16 protein-coding genes are annotated in these 20,268 nt (G+C 38.4%); 8 read left to right on the top strand and 8 right to left on the bottom strand.

The annotated features are described in order from the left end of the window. Positions 1–58: 58 nt before the first annotated feature. On the bottom strand, positions 59–217 hold the full coding sequence (gene lptM, locus FNN08_RS16365; RefSeq protein WP_185962641.1) for an LPS translocon maturation chaperone LptM: 159 nt from the start codon (positions 215–217) through the stop codon (positions 59–61). Positions 218–345: 128 nt separating this feature from the next. On the opposite strand from lptM, the gene cyaY reads away from it, so the two are divergent. From cyaY to FNN08_RS11340, 6 genes are all read left to right on the top strand, one after another. Then, on the top strand, positions 346–663 hold the full coding sequence (gene cyaY / locus FNN08_RS11365; protein ID WP_143585838.1) for an iron donor protein CyaY: 318 nt from the start codon (positions 346–348) through the stop codon (positions 661–663). A gap of 95 nt (positions 664–758) precedes the next feature. Continuing rightward, positions 759–1,694, top strand: a complete 936-nt coding sequence (gene hemC, locus FNN08_RS11360) for a hydroxymethylbilane synthase (RefSeq protein ID WP_143585836.1) — start codon at positions 759–761, stop codon at positions 1,692–1,694. Beyond that, positions 1,681–2,445: a uroporphyrinogen-III synthase gene (locus FNN08_RS11355; RefSeq protein ID WP_143585834.1), complete on the top strand. Its 765-nt coding sequence runs from the start codon at positions 1,681–1,683 to the stop codon at positions 2,443–2,445. Before hemC ends, FNN08_RS11355 begins: the two co-directional genes overlap by 14 nt. Further along, positions 2,435–3,838, top strand: a complete 1,404-nt coding sequence (locus FNN08_RS11350; RefSeq protein ID WP_143585832.1) for a uroporphyrinogen-III C-methyltransferase — start codon at positions 2,435–2,437, stop codon at positions 3,836–3,838. Before FNN08_RS11355 ends, FNN08_RS11350 begins: the two co-directional genes overlap by 11 nt. Then, on the top strand, positions 3,835–5,034 hold the full coding sequence (locus FNN08_RS11345; RefSeq protein ID WP_143585830.1) for a heme biosynthesis HemY N-terminal domain-containing protein: 1,200 nt from the start codon (positions 3,835–3,837) through the stop codon (positions 5,032–5,034). Before FNN08_RS11350 ends, FNN08_RS11345 begins: the two co-directional genes overlap by 4 nt. A gap of 17 nt (positions 5,035–5,051) precedes the next feature. Beyond that, complete coding sequence (locus FNN08_RS11340) at positions 5,052–6,179, top strand: MltA domain-containing protein (protein WP_143585828.1); 1,128 nt, start codon at positions 5,052–5,054, stop codon at positions 6,177–6,179. A gap of 250 nt (positions 6,180–6,429) precedes the next feature. Here the strand turns inward: FNN08_RS11340 and FNN08_RS11335 are convergent, their stop codons facing one another. The 5 genes from FNN08_RS11335 to plsB all read right to left on the bottom strand — a co-directional run bounded on the left by FNN08_RS11335 (position 6,430) and on the right by plsB (position 13,232). Next, positions 6,430–7,158, bottom strand: coding sequence for a hypothetical protein (locus FNN08_RS11335; protein ID WP_143585826.1), 729 nt, complete (start codon positions 7,156–7,158; stop codon positions 6,430–6,432). A gap of 76 nt (positions 7,159–7,234) precedes the next feature. Next, entirely contained in the window at positions 7,235–9,184 is a 1,950-nt protein-coding gene (locus tag FNN08_RS11330) for an alpha/beta hydrolase domain-containing protein (protein WP_143585824.1), read from the bottom strand. Between the two features lie 228 nt (positions 9,185–9,412). Then, positions 9,413–9,541, bottom strand: a complete 129-nt coding sequence (locus tag FNN08_RS16535; RefSeq protein WP_260679330.1) for a hypothetical protein — start codon at positions 9,539–9,541, stop codon at positions 9,413–9,415. A gap of 137 nt (positions 9,542–9,678) precedes the next feature. After that, a complete protein-coding gene (locus tag FNN08_RS11325) occupies positions 9,679–10,737 on the bottom strand; it encodes a Kelch repeat-containing protein (RefSeq protein WP_260679329.1) in 1,059 nt (352 codons plus the stop codon). Between the two features lie 62 nt (positions 10,738–10,799). After that, positions 10,800–13,232 (bottom strand): glycerol-3-phosphate 1-O-acyltransferase PlsB, encoded by a 2,433-nt coding sequence (gene plsB / locus FNN08_RS11320; RefSeq protein WP_143585822.1) that lies wholly within the window; start codon positions 13,230–13,232, stop codon positions 10,800–10,802. A 166-nt stretch (positions 13,233–13,398) separates the two neighbouring features. On the opposite strand from plsB, the gene FNN08_RS11315 reads away from it, so the two are divergent. After that, a complete protein-coding gene (locus FNN08_RS11315) occupies positions 13,399–14,721 on the top strand; it encodes an amidohydrolase (protein ID WP_143585819.1) in 1,323 nt (440 codons plus the stop codon). Positions 14,722–14,787: 66 nt separating this feature from the next. Here the strand turns inward: FNN08_RS11315 and FNN08_RS11310 are convergent, their stop codons facing one another. Together FNN08_RS11310 and FNN08_RS11305 are read right to left on the bottom strand one after the other, a co-directional pair. Continuing rightward, positions 14,788–15,060 (bottom strand): hypothetical protein, encoded by a 273-nt coding sequence (locus FNN08_RS11310; protein ID WP_143585817.1) that lies wholly within the window; start codon positions 15,058–15,060, stop codon positions 14,788–14,790. Between the two features lie 198 nt (positions 15,061–15,258). Continuing rightward, positions 15,259–16,989, bottom strand: a complete 1,731-nt coding sequence (locus tag FNN08_RS11305) for a cyanophycinase (protein WP_143585815.1) — start codon at positions 16,987–16,989, stop codon at positions 15,259–15,261. A gap of 348 nt (positions 16,990–17,337) precedes the next feature. Between FNN08_RS11305 and FNN08_RS11300 the strand changes: the two genes are divergently transcribed. Continuing rightward, positions 17,338–20,250, top strand: a complete 2,913-nt coding sequence (locus FNN08_RS11300; protein ID WP_143586002.1) for a TonB-dependent receptor domain-containing protein — start codon at positions 17,338–17,340, stop codon at positions 20,248–20,250. The last annotated feature ends 18 nt before the right edge of the window (positions 20,251–20,268 follow it).

The raw sequence follows: 20,268 nt of genomic DNA, 5'->3' as shown, positions 1-20,268 counted from the left end.
TCCTGATATTTAACGATTAATTTTTAGTATATTAGCCAAGAGTTTTTTATTATTTAGCTTATTGCTCTGTACTTTGTGGTTCTGCAGACTCAGTATCCAAACTCTGTTGATTTTCAGCTACTGGTTGCTCTTCATAAAGCGGCCCTTTTTGGCCACAACTAACAATTGTACAAAGCAAAGTTGATAATATAACAAGTAACAGTTTTTTATTAAGCATTTTATTGATCGCATTAAATGGCTAGTAGCTTTATAATCGCATGCAGAACTCTAAATACCAAGTTGTTACAGCCATTTATTACAAGAAATAACTATTCTTTTTTAAATGCAGATTGAAAAGGCTAAAAAATGAACGACAGTCAATACAACCAGATAGCAGATGACCTATTATTAGCGGTTGAAGAAGCAATTGAAGATTGCGGTGTAGACATTGATTTTGAAAGCACCAGCGGCTTATTAACCTTAACGTTTATCAATGGCACAAAAATAATTATTAATAAGCAAGCACCTTTGCATGAAATTTGGGTAGCAACAAAATTCAATGGTCACCATTTTGCCTATGAAAATGAGCAATGGCATGATAAACGCGGTACCGATGAATTTTGGCTATTTTTATCTAAAGCCGTAAGCCTGCAAGCTGGTGAAGAAATCACGTTAACTGCTTAGTGCATTTAATATTGGCTTTACACAATAAAGTAAATGAGCAATTAATATCTTAATTATTTAAAGATATAAATTTAAAAATTGAACACGAGAACAAAATGACAGAACAAACCTTAAGAATAGCTACTCGAAAAAGCGCCTTAGCCTTATGGCAAGCGGAATTTGTTAAAGCTGAATTGGAAAAGTTTCACCCTAACTTAACCGTTGAATTAGTACCTATGGTTACTAAAGGCGATATTATTCTTGATTCGCCATTATCAAAAGTTGGTGGCAAAGGTTTATTTGTTAAAGAATTAGAAGTTGCCATGCTTGAAGGCCGAGCGGATATTGCCGTACATTCAATGAAAGATGTACCGGTTGAATTTCCAGAAGGTTTAGGTTTAGAAGTAATTTGTCAGCGTGAAGACCCTCGTGATGCGTTTGTTTCAAATACTATTGCCTGTTTAGCCGATTTACCACAAGGTGCGGTAGTTGGTACTTCAAGCTTACGCCGTCAGTGTCAAATAAAAGCATTACGCCCCGATTTAGATATTCGCGATTTACGCGGTAATGTAAACACTCGTTTAGCCAAGTTAGATGACGGCCAATACGATGCAATTATTCTTGCAGCGGCTGGTTTAATTCGTTTAGAAATGCCTGAGCGTATTCGAGAATTCATTGCCCCTGAAGTTATGCTTCCAGCCAATGGCCAAGGTGCTGTTGGTATTGAGTGTCGCATTGATGATGAGCGTGTTAAAAACTTACTAGCTCCGCTTGAGCATAAAGAAACTCGTATTCGAGTATTAGCTGAACGCGCTATGAACCGTGCTCTTGAAGGTGGTTGTCAGGTACCAATTGGTAGCTATGCAGTAATAGATAATGAGCAATTACACCTACGTGGTTTAGTTGGCGCAATTGATGGCAGCACCATTTTACACAGTGAAATTTCTGGTGATTTAGCTGACGATACGCAAGCGCTAGGTACAACACTTGCACAGCAGCTTTTAGACTTGGGCGCTAACGATATTTTAAAACAGGTATATGAGCAAAAATAATTTAAATATTTTACTTACCCGACCGTTAAAAAAATCACAAAAATTAGCCAAAGATTTAACCCCTTTGGCTAATAACATTGTGATTACCCCTTTATTCGCCTATCAATCAGGCAAAGACCATTCCCTTTTAAAACAGCAAGTTAGCATTAGTGAAACGATAATATTTATCAGCCAAGCTGCTGTTGAGTATGCGCTTAACACGGTTTCTATTGATGACTTAAGCCAAGCAAAACACATTATTGCCGTTGGTGATGCAACTAAGAAAGCCTTAATCCAGGCAGGATTGAAACAAGTCATTGTGCCACAAGAGCACACCAGTGAAGGGTTATTAAATTTAGCCGAACTTCAGCATGTTGATGACAGAACTATACTGATTGTACGCGGTAATGGCGGCCGAGAATATTTAAAGCAACAGCTTGAGCTTAGAGGCGCAAAAGTCGCCTATAATGAAATATATCAGCGCTGTTGGTTAGACTTAGATCAAAAGCATACAATTGAACAATGGCGAAAAGCCGAAATTAATTGTATTGTGATCACTAGCAATGAATTACTTATGCAATTAAATCAATACGTAAAACACTTTCAGTGGCTCAAGCAATGCTTATGGATAGTTGCCAGTTCTCGTATTGAAACTAACGCTAAATCGCTAGGTTTAGTAAATGTAATTAATGCCCAAGGGGCAAACAATTTAAAAATATATCAGGCAATTGCAAACTCAGCCTGGTCAATGGAAGTGAATTATGACCGATAAAGACAACAAAAAAGCCAGTAATGATTTAGATGCAGGAGCAAGTAAAGCGACTGAATCTGGTAAAGCTTCCGAAACTAATACTACAAAACCCAAAATAAGTGCTGCACAAGCCACTAAAATAGCAGCACAAGCCAAACTTGGCAGTAAAGAAAAAGTCAGTGATACAAGCGCTAAAGCGGCAAAAAACAAAAAAGCAGCTAGCTCAAAAGTAACTAGCAAAGTAGCATCTACGAAAAGCACTACGCCTAACTTAATTGGTAAACAAAAGCTTTCAAAAACAGCCGTATTCGCTGTTTTGCTAGCCTTAACTGCAGGTGCTGGCGTTGGCGGTCATTACTGGTGGCAGCAGCAAGTTGATGCTGAAAATGCACAATTAGTCGACAGTAAAATACAGGCTAACATCGAACAATTAGATCGCCACTTACAAAAACAAATTAGTAGCCTACAAGCGCAATCTAAGCAACAAGCCACCGAGATGATCCGCGAAGTTGAAAAGCGCAGCGGCAGTCGAATTGCCGAGTTAGAACAAGAAATCGAACTGATTTTAGAGCGTCAACCAAATAACTGGCAAGTTACCGAAGCTGAATATCTAGTACGTATGGCTGGCCGAGTTTTATGGTTAGAAAAAGACACTAAAACGGCGATTTCGTTAATGCAGGATGCCGATCAGCGTTTAGCTGATTTAAAGGACCCTCGCTTACTTGAAGTTCGACAGCTACTGCGTAACGACATCGAAGAATTAAAATTACTACCATCTTTAAAAACTGATGAAGTTATTATGACTTTCATGGGTTTGGCTCAGCAAATTAAGAAATTACCGTTATTATCAGTACAATTACCAGAAGAGACAGAGTTGCAGGAAAGTACCGCTCTTTCTACTGACATTAATGATTGGCAAGCTAACCTAGCTAAAAGCTGGGAAAAATTTAAAGCTGAATTTATTACGATTCGTCGTAGAAGTGGTGATGTAGAGCCATTGATGGAGCCTGAATTTGAGCAAAATCTTTACCACAACTTAGATTTAAAAATTCAGCAAGTACAATGGGCTGCGAGTAAGAGAGACAGCAAATTATATGTAGCAAGCATTACTAATATTCAGCAATGGTTGAGCATGTACTTTGATATGACAGCAAGTCAAACTCAACAGTTTAATGCCCGCTTAGTCGAGCTTAAAAGTATGCCTGTTAATGTCGACTATCCACAATCTTTAAGCTCTCAACAAGCGCTGCGAGCAATAATGGATAGAGCCCCAACATCAAACGCACCTAAAAAGAAAATGTCGACACTTAAGCCATCTACAGTAAATGATGAGCCAATGCCGGAAAAAGCTGAACCAGAACAAAAAAGTAAGCAAACAGTAAAACCAGAACAATCGGCGGAGGCTAAGGCATGATCCGCACTATTGTAAAGTTTTCTTTATTCTTATTATTAATTGCCTTTGCGCCATTATTAATTGATGAGAAAGGTTATATTCTCATTGCCATGGGTGATTTAACTTACGAGCTTACCGTAGTAAGTGCGTTGATATTTTTAACAATCGCCACTTTTATTTTTATATTTTTATATTGGGGCTTTCGCCTTGGTTTTAAATTTAGTTCAAAAACTTGGCGCAAAATGGCTTTTAGCAGCAAAGCTAAAGCCAAACAGCAATTTCAAAAAGGCTTAAGCGCATACCTTTTAGGTGATTATAAACAAGCTGAAGAATTAATGGCCAAATGTGCTGAAACAGCAGAGTTAGCAAATAGTGCATGGTTAATCGCAGCCGATGCTAGCCATAAACAAGGCTTAAGCGCTAATACCGAAAACTACTTAAAATTTATAAGTGAACACCCGAAAGCACAAGAAAACTTTAGCTACGAAACATTACTCGCTGCCACGCGCTTAAATTTAGCCGATAAACAGTTCACTAAAGCTCGTGAAATTTTAGACAAAAATCACACCTTAATTGGCCATGATGCACGCTTATTAGGTGTTGATATTGAGCTTTGTTTGCAAGAACAACGTTTTGAAAAAGCCATAGAATTGCTTAAGCAAGTAAAAAAAGACAAAAGCGTTAATAACGATGAAGTAACCAATTGGGAGCTTAAGGCGAACATTGGTTACTTTAGCGAGCTTAATCAAAAACAAAGTATAGAAGCCGTAGCCAAATATTATAAAGGCTTAAGCCGTAAAGAAAGACAAAGCGAAGGTATTATCTTAGCTTATGCGCACTGCTTAAGTGCCTACGGCTTATCTGATCGTCTCGATGATTTGGTGCTGCCTTTAATTAAAAAAGGTGCTTCACCAACCTTTATTAAAGCCTTAAGTAAGCTCAATATCGAACAGCCTGGACACTTAGTGGCAAACATTCAAAAGATCTTGCTTAAACAGCCAGATAACACATTATGGTTAAGTGCATTAGCCAACTTAAGTGTTAGCGCAAAGGATTACGATAAAGCTCAAAAAGCTTTTATAACCTTATTAAAAATTGAGCAACACCCTGATGATATGCAAAGCTACGCGCAATTATTAGAGCTAAAAGGCGAACATCAGCAAGCAAACCGCGTTTATCAAGAAATACTAAATCAAAAAGTCTTAAATCAAGAATAAAAACCTGATTAATTAATATGAAACTAAAATTAAAAATTATGTTGTTGATGCTTTGTGGCATCAACTCTTTTGCCTTTGCTAATAGCGGTAAATTTGTCCTTGAACCTATGCCTGATATTGGCCAAGTTAAGTTATTCAAAACTAGCGATTTATGCACTGTTGCTAAAAACACTCGCACCTATTTTGCTAATAACCACAAGACCGATTCTTATGGTGTGCATTCAGGGCAAATATTTGATGCAAATATAAGCTTAGAAAAAGTAGACCAGACCTTGGCATTTATTTGCCAAACTTATGTTACAGATGTGCGAGCTAAGCAACAAAGCCGTATGCAAAACAGTGAATTTTTAAAACAAAACTTTGATTTTTATCGCTGGTACCCAGATAAAACTACGGCAGATAACATAGCTAAAACAAGCACCAACGAAATTAAAACTAGGTTACTTAACAACATTCCTGATGAGCAGCTGTTCATTACCAAGTATTACACTAAGTTATTAGAGGCAAGCGCAGTAAAGACTGCTGAGTTTAACCAAGCTCTTTATGCAATTCCATTTGATGAGCAGCACTTAACTCTTGAGCAAGCCGAGTTACAAAAACACAAATTAACTCGTTTTAAATATACTCGCCAACAAGTGATTAATGGCGTACTCGATAGTAATAACTTAGCCAAGCCTTTGGTATGGATCAGCGAAGATAGTTTGCATGATGTGCTATTACAGGGTACAGGCGTGTTAAAAATTGACGGCAAAACTCGCTACTTTAATGTGCACCGTAATAATGACATTAGTTATGATTATTCGATTGGAAAAACCGAGCAAGCAAGGTATTGGTACTTTGCCGAAGTGCCATCAATTATGGGTTACGGTAAAACTATTGAAAATAAAATTGCCGTTAAACCTCACGTTACTTTTGCAGGTAACGTAGCGCAATTAGGCCTAGGTAAACTGATCATGATTAATTACCAACAAGGGAGTGAATCTGTCAGCCAAATGGGTATTCTCGCCGACACTGGTGGTGCTTTTGATAACAATTTATTCCAGTTAGACTTTCTTGTAGATAGCTACTTTGGCTGGAGTGATTACCATCAGGCCAATAAACACCTACCTGATTACGCTAACACTTGGATTATGATAAAAAAATAATTTTCAATGCAACTTTAAAAGCACATTCACATGCAAATAGAGGGTTTCATTGAACGTGCTGAGAAGCAGTTTTGTGCCATCAACAGCAGTAGAGAAAGTACACCGTCATCCTCTAGGAGTTCAAGCGACATCGGGGACCTCCTGAAGCGTACCGTGGATAGAAAATCTACTTCCTGAACTAGTTTCAGGATCTTCTTTGATAATGCGGTGACCGGCTGAAAAGTGCCATTTATGCCATAGATGAAGTAAGTTAACCGAATAAAATATTCATATCATCGGTTAAGTAAACAGGGACTTCGCCACTTGAAACTACAATGACTTTTTTCGTTTGCGGATGAATGTGCCCTTTTAATTCAGGGTAGTTTTCCGCATCGTCAACAATACAGTTTCCGACCACTGTAACGTGATGCCCATCACAAAGAAACTGCTCTTTAGCTCTTAGTTGTTCATATTTTTCATCTAAGAAATGATTACTAGCTACATTGTGTTTTTCCAAAAATTGAGCGAGATTCTTTTTAATGTGCTCGAAAGTTTTATCACCCTTATTAAGCTTAGATATTAATGTATCAACTTGGTTAATATCATTTTTATTTGCATTAAGTAAATCAATAGAGTTATTGACCTTTACAAGTACATACCATCCTTGCCCTTCAACTAAAAAATCTTCCTTATTTTTCTCGTCTTTAAAAAGGCTCCAATCATGTTCTTTTGTACATAGGTCACTGTCTCTTTTGCTAAGCTCTCTGAGTTTGAAAACAGATGATTGATAAATTACAGACTCTTCTTCAAATATAGGCGTTTGTAGGCTTACTATTTTTTTTACTTGCCCTTGAAGTCGTACTCTTTTTCCGTGAACTTGCTCAGACATTTCTTGTTTTGGCAAATCAAACTGCTTTCTCAATTTCTTGTCTTTATTGGGTATTAAGAAAAGAATAAGAAGAAAGATGCCCAAACCTATTATAAATTCCATTAAATACATTATTTTTACCTAGGGAGGGTTGTCTCTTAATCGCTCTTATCCGACCCTTCATAATAGGGTACCAGTAAATCTACGCCTATTCCGATGACTCTTCTAAGGCAGGATATAAAGGTTCAGGTTGATCCATACTCCAATCCCACAACCAAGCACCCTGCTGTTGAATTCTGCTCACATCACGAGCCAAAATCCAGCCTTGTGAAAGTGCTTTTAGACTCATCTTATTAAGATGATTCAAGTAGGACTTCTTATTTGCATAACGAGATAAGATACGCTGTTTTTTCCACTTTTTAATACTTCCTTGAAAATCAGCAAGTTCATTGCTGGCGAACTTGTTATAACGTAATGACCAAGGCATAAATGTAGCAATAGGTGCTCGTATTAAAGGGTGTTTTATGCCGCTAACTTCGTGGCCGTTATTGTCTACTTTAGGAACAGGCGGCACAATTTCAGCTAATAACATTGGAGGTTGATTAGTGATTATACCCTGTTGCCAGTGCTCGCCGTAATCTACTTCATAAACAGTGTGCGGTTTAAATGGTTTTTCCATTTCTAGCCATTCAGGCAGCTGAAAGTGAGAGAAGTTAGTTAAGGTTTGATCGGCATATTTAGGGTATGCGCTTTTCGGTGGAGTTTTATCATCTACAACCCAGTTAGTTAAATGCGAAAGTAGTGCACGTAAATGCAGCTTAAAATCGAGATTATTACCAGCAAATAACCCCTTACTTTCATCAATAGCCTTAATATTATTTTTTGATTCTACGTAGTGCTGCGCCGAGGCGATATGATAAATACGCTCATTAGCAAATGGCGCTACATCATAAACATCATGGCTATGAATTAAACCTGCAGCTCTGCCCCAGTATTCGTAGCCAGTATTGGTGTAAAATATTTTAGGGTAGAAATCTTCGCCATTACGCTTTAACAAGCCAACCTTTTTATTAGTTATATCATTACGAATTCTGGCACTGGTAAAAGGGAAGATATCAGTTGGATAAAAGAATGCCGACATACGATGAGCATCGCGTGACGGCTGTGCAAATCTATGATTAAAGCTGCCTCGACCTGCGCCTGCAGTATGAATAAACATGCCATCAAAAGCCTTTAAACCTAGCTCAGTCTGATTGAAACCTTGATAAAGAAAATGGCGAAGGAAGCGGCCTGTTTGTGAAACACCAAAAGCAATAGTTTTAGGCACCAGATAAGGACTTTCTTTATCTTTTAAATAAGCGGCTGTATCGCGAATAATAGCTAAACCTAAACCCGCCACAATAGGATCTTGAGTTGGGTAAACTAATTCATAGACACCTGGTTCAAAGTCGCCCGCAATTTGTTTTCCATCAGAGCTAAACTGCCACTTATTCGATGCTACAACGCTGCGTAAGTTATCTCGGCCTAAACGCTTGGTCAACCAAGCTTCTGAAGCTCTAGCGCTATCAACCGGATATACTGTCTCAATGCCTTTTTTATGAGACAAAGACAACAGCGACTTAGCACTATCAACAGTCCAGTCACTTCTTGCCCAACCAGTTAAACCTGCAATTCTAGGTAAGGTTGCCTGCATAGCGTTATCACTCGGTGTAACATCACCTTGCCAACCAACCCAAACCAGAGATAGCCCTAGCTCTTGAATTAATCCATCACCCAAGGCAGATGCTTTATTTGGCAAAGAGTTTTTGCGGGCATGATTAAAGTAACGTAACGACGCTTTCGAGCCACGGTTACTTACTTCAAGCAAAGCACCTTTTCTTAGAGCAGGATCTTTATGTTGGATAATAAAAAAATTAGCTTTGGCGGTAACTACACCTTTGCTATTTTTAGGCGCTCGCTCTAGATCAACAATGACTTTATTGTTTTCAAGATTAGGATCGAACTCAAAGTTAAAGACACCTGAAATAGCCTCTAATTCGATATTTTTTAATTTAAATGTTTTACTACTCAACACTTGTTGAGAAACCACAGCGGCATTAGCGCTGACACTAAAAAGTAAAACTAACATACAACTAATGAAAGCTTTGATTTTGTTCATAGAATATTCTTATTAGTATTTTAAATTAACTTAATCATAAGCTTACTCTTGTATGAGGTAAATGCAAGTAGCGATAGCTGATAGAAATACACAAAAGAGTAATTAAAAAGCTAGGGTAATTAAGGTTAAGTGAGGAGGCTATTGCCAATGAATGGGTAAAAAAATGGCAGCACATATTGTACTGCCAGTATAGACACTCTTCCTAGGGAGAAAGAATATGAATATCTACTATTCGTTGTTGTTTATTTTCTTTAAAAAGAAATAAACGTAAAAAGTACAAATAGCTAAAACTGTAACTAAACCACCAGCAGAAAATAAGACGATTGGGTCTGTAAGTAATACTTGTAAGTTATCCATGAGACTCTCCTTTAATCGGTTTAACTTATGGTCTTAGGTTAAGCCAATCAGAGGTGTACTTTTCTGATCTGGATCAAAAAATAACCAACAAGCCATTAACAATCGTGTCAGAATGTACCAAAGCTTATAAAAGAAGATTATTTGTTAGTAAATGGCCTTGCGATAACCTCATCTAAAACCCGTTGTTCTATACCCATACCACCAATAGTAATGAGGTGGTTTTGATAAATAAGTAAGCCTCTATGGTCCATCGAGTCTAAACCATCGCCAAGACGCACGCGCCAGTAATGCTTATGCACATCAAAAACCCAAGCTTTACTCGTTGCAGGTGCAGGAATGCCATCATAGCCTATGCCATTATAGTTATAGGGATTAGTTGATCCCGCCAACATAATGATTTTGTCGTCAAAGTTAGTTGCAGCCATCCGATAGCGCGCTTCATTCGTTGGATGAGAAAGTAACTGCCAATCAATTTTAAGGTGATTAGTTTGATCAATTCGGCCAATTAAACATTGTGCAACTTTATTGTATTTACGGCGGTTTAATAATTGCGGAACAACAGCTACACCATCACAAATGACCATACGATTACCGGCAATACCACCACTATGACCAAAGACAGGAACGCCTAAGAAGGGTGATGCTTGCGACCAAGTATCGGTTTGTATATCGTAAACTTGCACTAAGTTAATGTTACCGGCATCATGCCAGCCACTGACTAAGTAGATATAACGCTGCTGATAAACTAATGCCACACTATCATCTACAGGAACCGGCATTGCAGCTAGCTTTTCATAACTATCTGCTAGTACATTGTAGCGATAAACATCTGGACTAGAAATTTCATTATGTTGACGATCAACAGTATAACCGCCAAATAAATAAACATGCTCATCAATACTAACGGCAACCGATGCTAAGCGACCTTTCAATGTGAGAGAACTTGGTACAGGTGTTTTAGGCTGCCAAGCTCTTTCACCTATTTTAAGAGCCCATACTTTATTGTGTACCGCTTTATAGTCTTTTTCTTTGGCCAGGCCCATAAAGGTTAATAAATAGTCGCCTTCGGAAGTATTAACTAAGGCTACGGCATTATTGGTGACCGGCTCGGGTAAATTAGGAAATTTAAGGGTAGTTGCACTAACATTGACACTGAAACAAAAAACACAGCAAAATAAATACAATTTAAAATTCAAATTTTCACCTTTTATTGAAACAAAAACGGAGCTCAAAGCTCCGTTTCATTTTCCGAACTCTATTATGAGTGTAGTATACTTTGCAGCACTTCTGGCTCAATTAAGTGGGTGATAGTTTCTTCTAAATCATTTAGTGACTCATTAGCAATGAAACAACCACTATCATCTGAAGCAATATATCCATACTCACGTAATGCATTAACAATAGCTGCTTGCGACTTTTTATTAATAAACTCTGGCGCATTAATATTATGTAATTGCGACATACGCTTAGCTAAAGTGGTTGCATCATTTTCAAGTGCAGCACGGCTAACTGGTGCTAATTGTTTAATTAATTTAGACACTATAGTGTAACGTTGTACAGTTTCACTAATACATTGTGATAATAAATTTATCTTATGTGCATCTTGGCACTCTTCATTAATTGACCAGTAATCGGCCTTGCTATGTTTAACAATACCTTGCTCTGCAAGAATTGATAACACTTTACCCACCTGCTCAACAACGTCTTCATCGTTAAACCATAAAAACAGTTCAGCTTTAATTAATTGCGTTAACTGTAATGTTTTAGCAGTGATTTCTTCTGTACTAAGTTTGTCATAAGTTTTTAATAAACGACAAACCACGGAAGGTAACATAAAGGCATGCAAAATATTATTGCGGTAATAGCCCATTTCTAAAACAGCTTGACCCGTTAAAGAAATAATTTGCCCCATATCGTCATCTTCAACATCAACTTTATTTAACTTTATTAAAGAATCAACAAGCTCTGCACCAGACTCTTCTGGAATAAACATATCGGCACTAAATGGTGCTTTGCGCTGTAAATCTAAGAAGAAATCTAACTGTTGTTCAAGTTCTTTTCGAGTAAGTGAATTGTTATTAGCCGTAAGTAAAATTAATGCTGATAAAGTAACCGAGTTTAGTGCCACCGCTTTATTAATTTCCATCATGACTTGGTTAGCCATAACGTTAACTGCTGGAGTTAACCACTGCGGTTTAGGTGGTTCAATTGGGTCGATGCTATCTTTCCAATCAGGCACCTGATTGTTTAAGAATTCATTAATATTAATAGGCTCGCCAAAGTTAACAAAGCCTTTACCATAGTTACGCAACTTACGGATCGCTTTAACCACGCCAAAAACAGATTCTTTTTGTTTTGAACTACCTTTTAACTCTTTATGGTAACTCGCTACTTCCATAACATGTTCATAGCCTAAATATACAGGCACAAGGGTAAGCGGACGGTCTAAGCCTTTAAGCATACTTTGTATCGTCATGGCTAACATACCGGTTTTAGGTTGCAGTAAACGACCTGTACGCGAGCGACCACCTTCGGTGTAATATTTAACGGCGTAACCACGGTTAAACAATAAACCTAAGTATTCACGAAAGATTGTTGAGTACAAACGGTTACCAGCAAAACTGCGACGAATAAAAAATGCCCCAGCTTTACGGAAAATAGGACCTGCAGGCCAAAAGTTTAAGTTAATGCCAGCAGCAATTCTTGGCGTAACTAGGCCTTGCTGATAAATAACATAGGTAAGTAACAAGTAGTCCATGTGCGAGCGATGACACGGTACATAGATAATTTCATGACCATCTTGCGATAGCTTACGTAATCTATCGGCATGACGAACTTCGATACCATCGTATAAACGATTCCATAACCAACTTAAAATGCGTTCACCTAAGCGGATGGTAGTATTGCGGTAATCGGCAGCAATTTCTTTCATTATTGCTAACGCTTGTTTTTTTATTTCAGCTTCAGAAACGCCCTTGCTCTTGGCTTCTTCTTTGATTAAACGTTTAATTGCAGGAGTGGCGAATAAAGCAGTAAATTTTTGTTGTTGGTCCATCAAACGCGGGCCAGTAGCGGCAACCGTTTGACGATGAAAATGAAAACGAGCTACGCGCATTAATTTACGAGCCGAAACTTCATTAGCTCCTTGGTTATCTGTCATTTCACGAAATGACACGGCGGTACTAAAACGTACTAAGGTATCTCGCCCTAAAAACAATACAATCCAAAATTTACGTAAAAAGTTTGGTGACCTATCATCGGCTAACACCATACCAACATCGGCTTTATTTTCTTTTGTCGGTACACGACCCCAAAGAATATTTGCTGGTACAAGCTTAAGTTGAGCATCAGGATTTTTTTCATGATGCTTAAGTAAAACTAAACCTTGCTCTAATGCTTTGGTTTCACGTTTCTTAACCCAAGGGAAAATAGAACTTGGTTGTTCTAAACACAAACAACGTCTAAATGACTTACCATCTACTTCAACATTCTCTAGTGGATCAGGTAGACCTTGTTTCTTACAGGCCATCTGCAGTGCTATAAGATCACTCGCCGAGCGATGACGAACAATATAGAACGTAGATTTGCAATCGCTTAAATCTTGAGGGTTTTCCGCATTATCAGGAACGATTTTACAACGAACTAATAAGCGTAATGGCCATGAAAGTAAAAAATAAAACAATGAACGCATGTGCAATAAAGACTCTGTTAAAGAAAACAAAAATAATGAGATAAATTATAACATTAATGACAAGCTTAGTTCTACAACGAACATTTTTCATACCAAACAAGACATTTAATTAATTACTGTATAAAGTAATGGCAACATCAAAATGCAGATTACAGGAATAACAATAATGAAAGCACTTTATGCAGTTCTTCTATCAAGCTCACTGTCATTGGGGTTAACCAATGTACAAGCCAGTGAATTATCAAACGCTGTTGATAAAGATTATAAAAATCATCTAGGCGCACTTTGGGATCATTTTCATCAAAACCCAGAGCTTTCTCTGATGGAAACCAAAACAGCTAAACGTTTAGCGCAAGAAATTCGTGATGCTGGTTTTAAGGTAACAGAAAATATTGGCGGCACTGGTATCGTTGCAATCCTTGAAAATGGTCCTGGCCCTATGGTGATGGTACGTGCTGATATGGATGGTTTACCTGTGGTAGAAATGTCTGGTCTTAAAAACGCCTCAAAAGTAAAAATGAAAGACTGGAATGGTGAAGAAGTTGGCGTAATGCACGCTTGTGGCCACGATGTTCATATCACCAGTTTAGTTGGTACTGCTAGATATATGGCGAGCATAAAAGATCAATGGTCTGGTACATTAATGCTTATTGGACAACCAGCAGAAGAGAAAGGCCCTGGCGCTTCAGCAATGATGGCAGATGGAATTTGGGATAAATTTGGTACACCAGATTTCGCTTTGGCTTTCCATGTTAATGCCGCCGCAGTAGCAGGAAAAATCACTATCGATGAAAGCTCGCCGTATGCTGGTGCTGATACGGTAGATATCATAGTGCATGGTATTGGCGCTCACGGTGCTTACCCGCATGCAGGTAAAGATCCAATCATGATTGGCTCACAAATCGTTACTAACTTACAAACTATCATTAGCCGTGAATTAGCGCCAAGAGATGCCGGTGTAATTACCGTAGGGGCTTTCCACTCAGGTACTAAACACAACATAATTTCAGATAAAGCACATTTGCAATTAACCGTACGTAGCTTAAATCCAAGAGTTCGAGAACAATTACTTGATGCGATAAAACGCGTTGCCATTGGCACAGCTAAAACAGCAGGTATGCCAGATGATAAATTACCAGAAGTGTTAGTAAGTCCTGATGCATTTCCGCCAACGTTTAACGATAAAAAGTTAGCGCAACGCTTAAAAGGAGTTATCACTAGCAAGATGGGTGAAGATGCTCTTATTCCACCGGCAAACTTAGGTATGGGCGCTGAAGATTTTGGCTTCTTTACCACTGAGCCGTACATTCCAAGTGTGTATTTTTCAGTTGGCGGTACGCCACAAGAAGATTTCGATAATATGAAAAATGGTGGTCCTGCCGTGCCAAGTCATCACAGCCCATTATTTAAGATCACACCAGAACCTGCAGTTACAGCAGGTGTAGAGGCTACGGTTTTATCACTTCTAGAGTTAATGCCAAAGAAGTAAGGTAAAGCACAAGTAATATATTGAGTGAGCAAAAAGTGCCACTCAATATATTTCACCAAAGCTTGTTCATCCTTGGTTTTGTTGCGATTTATTCATCACCTCTTCATACATTAACAAAACACCTTTTGCTAAGGCTGCATATTCAGGGTGACGCGTTATAACAGCCATCACTTGATGATAATCGGATAATACTTTTTCTAAATAATCCAAATCTTTTTCATCAAGTACACCACCACTATCGACTTTATCATTTAACTCCTTGAGCTTAGGATAACGTTCATGTTCAAATCGTTTTAGGATTACCGCGATAACCCCTTTATCCTTTTCTTCTATATCCACAGCTAACCCTCATCAATTAAATTTGTACCTAAGTATGCGTTTAATCGCAATAAATTCCATTTTTAAATTTACGGATTAACGTGCTCTAAATTGAAATAATAACTCCATTTCCTGTTTAGAAAAAATAAAGCAGTGATAACAACCCGCTATCCATAGTATCGATGATATAACTATCTTTTGATGACTAACTTAAACGATTTAAAAGTAAAATTCTAAATTGGTGTAACTACAATAAGAATAATTTTTCCCCTTAAAGATAGTTTCACCCGAATGTGTTCTTGTCTTTACATTCCTTTTAAGGCTAATAGTCTGAATTTTTTCTTGCCATTGATAACTTGCTTTAATCTTATCTTGAGTTAAATAACAAAAGCCTTTTGCGAGCTTTTTAAAGTTCTCTCCTGTAAAAATATTGTCTGTCTTAGTGCTTGTTTTAAGTTTGATATCTGCGTTTTGTTTATTGAACTTAACCGCAATGTGTTTACCTTCAATTTCAGCACTGTCACCGCGAGTTAAATAATGAATATTCGCTACTCTTTCGGCTTTAGGCTGAAGCACAAACACTCCTTTAGCACCAATCACTTTAAACTGTATTGGTTTATCTTGTGTTGGCCAATCGATAACCGCAGCAGTTGCCTCATCCACCCCTAGCACAAAACTTGCGTTGGTATGCTTAGCTAGCACTGCGACTCGCCCCTGCCTACCTCTTTCAGAAAAGTGGGTATCCATTATGGCAAAATTAACTAAACCTAAACCACCTTGTGAGTTATAGGTTAAATCAGTATTTAATAAATTTTGAGCACATTGATTGGTTTTTTGGCAGCCTTCAACCGGTAGCATATCTGCTTTTGCCCCACGATTTAAGGCAGCTTCACTTGTACCGTTACTTACCATAACAGTCGGTGAATTTAAGTAACTATTGCCTGACATAACGGCAGTACCAGCACTTGTACCGCCAACGATTAATTTACCCTGATTAAGCTTTTGTTTGATAGCCGTTAAAATTTGGTTCTCTGTCCCATCATTATTAATAAATGCTTTTCGGGTTAGGGATTGATCGCCGCCATTAATAAATACACCATCCGCGTTTTTAATAGCCTCTAATATAAGAGCCGGATTCAAACATGCTTGCTTTTGTTGCTCTACTAAATCTGGATAAACAACAGCCCTGTTAGTTGAGCCATTTTGTTCTAACCTCAACTTTTCTAGGTTATCGCATACAGTGATATTAGGGCTTTGCCAAGCCTGATTTAAGGTCGCATCTAAAGGTAGCCACTGACTATTAGCACCAGCTTGTTCAAAAACACTTTGGTAAAAGTCTGCCGCTTCAAACGGATCTCTTGCTGATGCAGTCAATACAACAACTTTAGGCTTTTTGCCGTTAGCTATTTGCTGGGAATAGTCAACAAACGTGTTGTAAATTTCTTGGCTAAATAGGTCTTTGCTAGCCTTCAGATTAGACCGCTCTTTTGTGCGTAAATTATTCTCAAACTGACCTATCTCAATAAGATCATGCAATAAATAATATTTAAAATCATTCAGAGAGTTAATAACTTTTTGTGTGTCAAATTTCTTTATGCTTTCTCTTAATTGCGATTTTGTTATATCTTTGCTGCCATATAGCTTATTAATTTTTAGTAGTATGTTGTTAATTGTTATCTGCTCTATTTCGCTAAAATGATGAGCGTAATCATTAAATAATTTTGTTTGATTTTCTGCAACTCGATAAACACTTTCTTGCTTTGCAGTAACGAAATTAACATTTTCCTTACATTGTTTTTGGTTTTGCGATGAGCAGGTCTTAAGCCCACCACCGACTAAAAAAAGCTTGCTTCCTAATAGCTCTGAAGCACTTAATTTGATTGGTGTAAGCAGAAATATAAATAGTAGAAATGAAGGTACTAAAAAAGTAAAAAGTAGTGGGCGTAACATAACAAAATCTCAAGTTGACTATAAAATAACCCTTGACTTACAGGTTATTAACCATTAAAAATTAAATGTTACTAGAAGTATAAATGCACAAACATACTAACTGACAAATCTTATATGTACAAGAAAGCCTTTAAGCTAAACACATATAACTACTCAAACTATTATCTTTCTGAGTGGTTCGACGAATAAACCACGACAGCTTCTAATGCGGTCGTGGGCATTCGTTTGCCTAACCTCAAATAACTAAAATTCGCTTACGTTCCCTCTGCGACTGCAATTTATTCCTTTTGCCTGTGCTTTGCACTCGCGCTAAAAAATATTAAATTCACCCGGGATATTATTATGAAAATGTTTACAAAATCGTTATTAGCAGGAGCTATGACTTTTGCCGTTGGCTCAAGTTTTGCTGCAGAAGATAAAGAACCACAAGAACAAGACATCGAACGTATAGCCGTTACCGGCTCTCAAATTAAAGGCGTAGATCTTGAAGGCGCACAACCTTTAAGCGTATTTTCAGCTGAAGAGATTAGTAAATCTGGAGCGACGAGCATTTCTGAGTTTATGCAACAAGTCGGACAAACTCGAGGGGGCACTGGTTCATTTAGCACATCAGAATCAGGCGCAACGTCAACTTCAACACCAGCAGGTCAAGCGGCGGCTTCATTAAGAGGTTTAGGCCCATCTTCAACTTTAACACTTGTTAATGGTCGCAGGATTGCTGCTAGCTCATTCGCAGCTGGTACCCAAAATTTTGTTGATGTTAACTCTATTCCTTTAGCTGCTATTGAACGAATTGAAGTACTAGCAACCGGCGCATCAGCGATATACGGAGCAGATGCTGTTGCCGGTGTAATCAACTATATTTTGAAAAAAGATTACCAAGGCGCTGAGTTTAACGTTTCATACGGTAATTCAATGGAAAGCACAGATGAAGGCAAGTACAACTTAAACTTCGTGTTCGGTACTGATTTAGCCGGTGGCCAACTTACTGTGTATGCAGACTACTTCGATAGAAACGCCTTTAGCGCACAAGACAGGGATTATACTAAAGATCCTATCTTAGAGAGCTCATACTCCTACCTACCTAAAAACACACCCAATATTTATTACTGGTCAGCAAGAGATGGCAACGAAATTGGCGCACCAAACTGCAAAACAGAATTTGTAACTACTGAGTTTGGTGAAGAAATATGTGCTTATTATGGTAATGAAGATGATTTACTGCAAACTGAGCTTGAATCAGCCTCAGCTGGTTTTTACTACAACAAGGAGTTTGGCGATATTCAGTGGAGTACTGACTTTTTCTACTCGCAAACAAAATCAACAAGTCAGTCAACGCCTGCGCCAATTGACCAAGTAGATGACTCTGAAGGTCCGTGGGCAAATGAAACTGCATTAGAGATTTTTGATCAAGATACTCAAGATGCGTTATTCGATGCCATTTACGTTGACCCATATGATACCTTAGCAGGCCAAGAACTCTGGGGCTTTAGATACGATGCTCGCTTTGGCACTCCTCGAACAGTGGAAGTTGAAACTAACTCATTTCGTTTAGTAACGGGGCTTTCGGGTGAAATTGGCGAGTGGGATTGGGAATCAGCTGTCACTGTTTCTCGCTCAGAGTCTGAGCAAACTGGTATTGCTGGTATTTATAACCGTTATAAATATCATGCGGTATCAAATGGCGAGCTATGTAGTGACGGTTCAACCGCTTTATTTGATGGTGCAAATTTAGGTTGCCCAGCCAACTCTCAATTGCTTGCTATGTATAACCCATTTCTAGAGGGTGATGCAGCCAATGATGCACTACTGGCTATGGCGCAAGAAAAGCCAACTCGTGACGGTGAAAGTAGCGTTTATGGTTGGGATGCAAAAATTACAGGAGAACTATTTGAGTTAAACGATCAAACCATAAGTGCCGCTTTCGGTGTTGAATATCGTCAAGAAGAAATTACCGATGTGCCATCGTTAAATTCTCGTGCTCGCCCAGAGAACGGTTACCTAGTTGATGTATTCGGCTTTGGTTCAAGTTTATCTGAAGCAGAGCGCACTCAATATGGAATGTTTGCTGAATTCTACTGGCCATTGACTGATAATTTAGAATTGCAATTAGCTGGCCGTTACGACGATTATGATGATTTTGGTGACACCTTTAATCCAAAAGTAGGTGTAACCTATCGCCCTATCGACTCATTAGTTTTTCGTGCCTCTTGGTCTACAGCCTTTAGAGCCCCATCGTTAACACAAGCTGGAGTTAAGCTTCGCACAACAACAGCTGCATTTGACTGTGGTTCTAATCAAGCTGTCGCCGATTTATACTGTGAAGGTTTTGGCGATGAACGTCGCGAAAATGTACTAGAGCTTGGTAACGCGAATCTAAATCCTGAAGAGTCAGAATCTGTGAGTGTTGGCTTTGGCTTTAGCCCAACCGATAGCATTACCTTAACGGTAGATTACTGGTCGTTTGAACACGAAGATTTAGTTGATACCGATATGACTGCTTTGTTAGATGCAGCAATTACCGATTCAGCGCTTCGTCATTGTGGTTTAGTGCCAAATGGCAGCACTGGTATTTCTTATGACCCAGATCTTTGTTTAGTTACTGACGCTGCTGGCTTAACTATTGAAGATGATGGCGCTAATCTAACTCAAATTTTAGATGAATGGGTTGCATTTGACGATCCTCGCTATGCTGAATTGCCTTTATATCGCGATCATGTGATTGAACTACAAAATACTGGCGAACAAAATGTGAAAGGGGTTGATGTTACTTACATACACGATATAAACCTTGGCAGCGGTCGTTTGTCTTTTGATATGGACTGGACTCATTATTTAGAGTTCGAACGCAACAAACCAGGTTCTGATCAAATTGAAGAGTTAGCTGGCACATGGCGTTACCCTGAAAACATTGCAAGTTTGCGCATTGGTTATGAACTAGACAGCTTCTATACGAGCGTTACAACATTGTACACTGACAGTTATGAAGATGACATTGAAGGTCTGCGAGGTCGTGAGTTAGATGAACTAGATACTATTGGCGCTTTGGACGCAAATGGTGAACGCGAAGTTGATTCTTGGACTACAGTGAATATTAACCTTGGTTACGATTTTTCTGATTTTAACATAAACCTGTCATTGAACAATGTGTTAGATGAAGAACCGCCAACAGCCTATGGTTCATCTCGTGGTTTTGATTCAATTAACCACAATGCACTTGGTGCAAATTATCGCTTATCATTTACTTACTTTATTAAGTAATGGGATTTGCCTTTTAAG

Source organism: Thalassomonas sp. M1454, from assembly GCF_007097525.1.
Lineage (GTDB): Bacteria > Pseudomonadota > Gammaproteobacteria > Enterobacterales > Alteromonadaceae > Thalassotalea_A.
The sequence above is the reverse complement of the archived record's forward strand: the minus strand, read 5'-3'. Positions and strand labels throughout refer to the sequence as shown.

Coding starts and splice junctions, on each gene's coding strand:
- FNN08_RS16535 (WP_260679330.1), bottom strand. CDS start 9,541: ATGGATAACTTACAAGTATTACTTACAGACCCAATCGTCTTATTTTCT.
- FNN08_RS11345 (WP_143585830.1), top strand. CDS start 3,835: ATGATCCGCACTATTGTAAAGTTTTCTTTATTCTTATTATTAATTGCC.
- FNN08_RS11330 (WP_143585824.1), bottom strand. CDS start 9,184: ATGAACAAAATCAAAGCTTTCATTAGTTGTATGTTAGTTTTACTTTTT.
- hemC (WP_143585836.1), top strand. CDS start 759: ATGACAGAACAAACCTTAAGAATAGCTACTCGAAAAAGCGCCTTAGCC.
- cyaY (WP_143585838.1), top strand. CDS start 346: ATGAACGACAGTCAATACAACCAGATAGCAGATGACCTATTATTAGCG.
- lptM (WP_185962641.1), bottom strand. CDS start 217: ATGCTTAATAAAAAACTGTTACTTGTTATATTATCAACTTTGCTTTGT.
- FNN08_RS11350 (WP_143585832.1), top strand. CDS start 2,435: ATGACCGATAAAGACAACAAAAAAGCCAGTAATGATTTAGATGCAGGA.
- FNN08_RS11305 (WP_143585815.1), bottom strand. CDS start 16,989: ATGTTACGCCCACTACTTTTTACTTTTTTAGTACCTTCATTTCTACTA.
- FNN08_RS11300 (WP_143586002.1), top strand. CDS start 17,338: ATGTTTACAAAATCGTTATTAGCAGGAGCTATGACTTTTGCCGTTGGC.
- FNN08_RS11340 (WP_143585828.1), top strand. CDS start 5,052: ATGAAACTAAAATTAAAAATTATGTTGTTGATGCTTTGTGGCATCAAC.
- FNN08_RS11355 (WP_143585834.1), top strand. CDS start 1,681: ATGAGCAAAAATAATTTAAATATTTTACTTACCCGACCGTTAAAAAAA.
- FNN08_RS11335 (WP_143585826.1), bottom strand. CDS start 7,158: ATGTATTTAATGGAATTTATAATAGGTTTGGGCATCTTTCTTCTTATT.
- plsB (WP_143585822.1), bottom strand. CDS start 13,232: ATGCGTTCATTGTTTTATTTTTTACTTTCATGGCCATTACGCTTATTA.
- FNN08_RS11315 (WP_143585819.1), top strand. CDS start 13,399: ATGAAAGCACTTTATGCAGTTCTTCTATCAAGCTCACTGTCATTGGGG.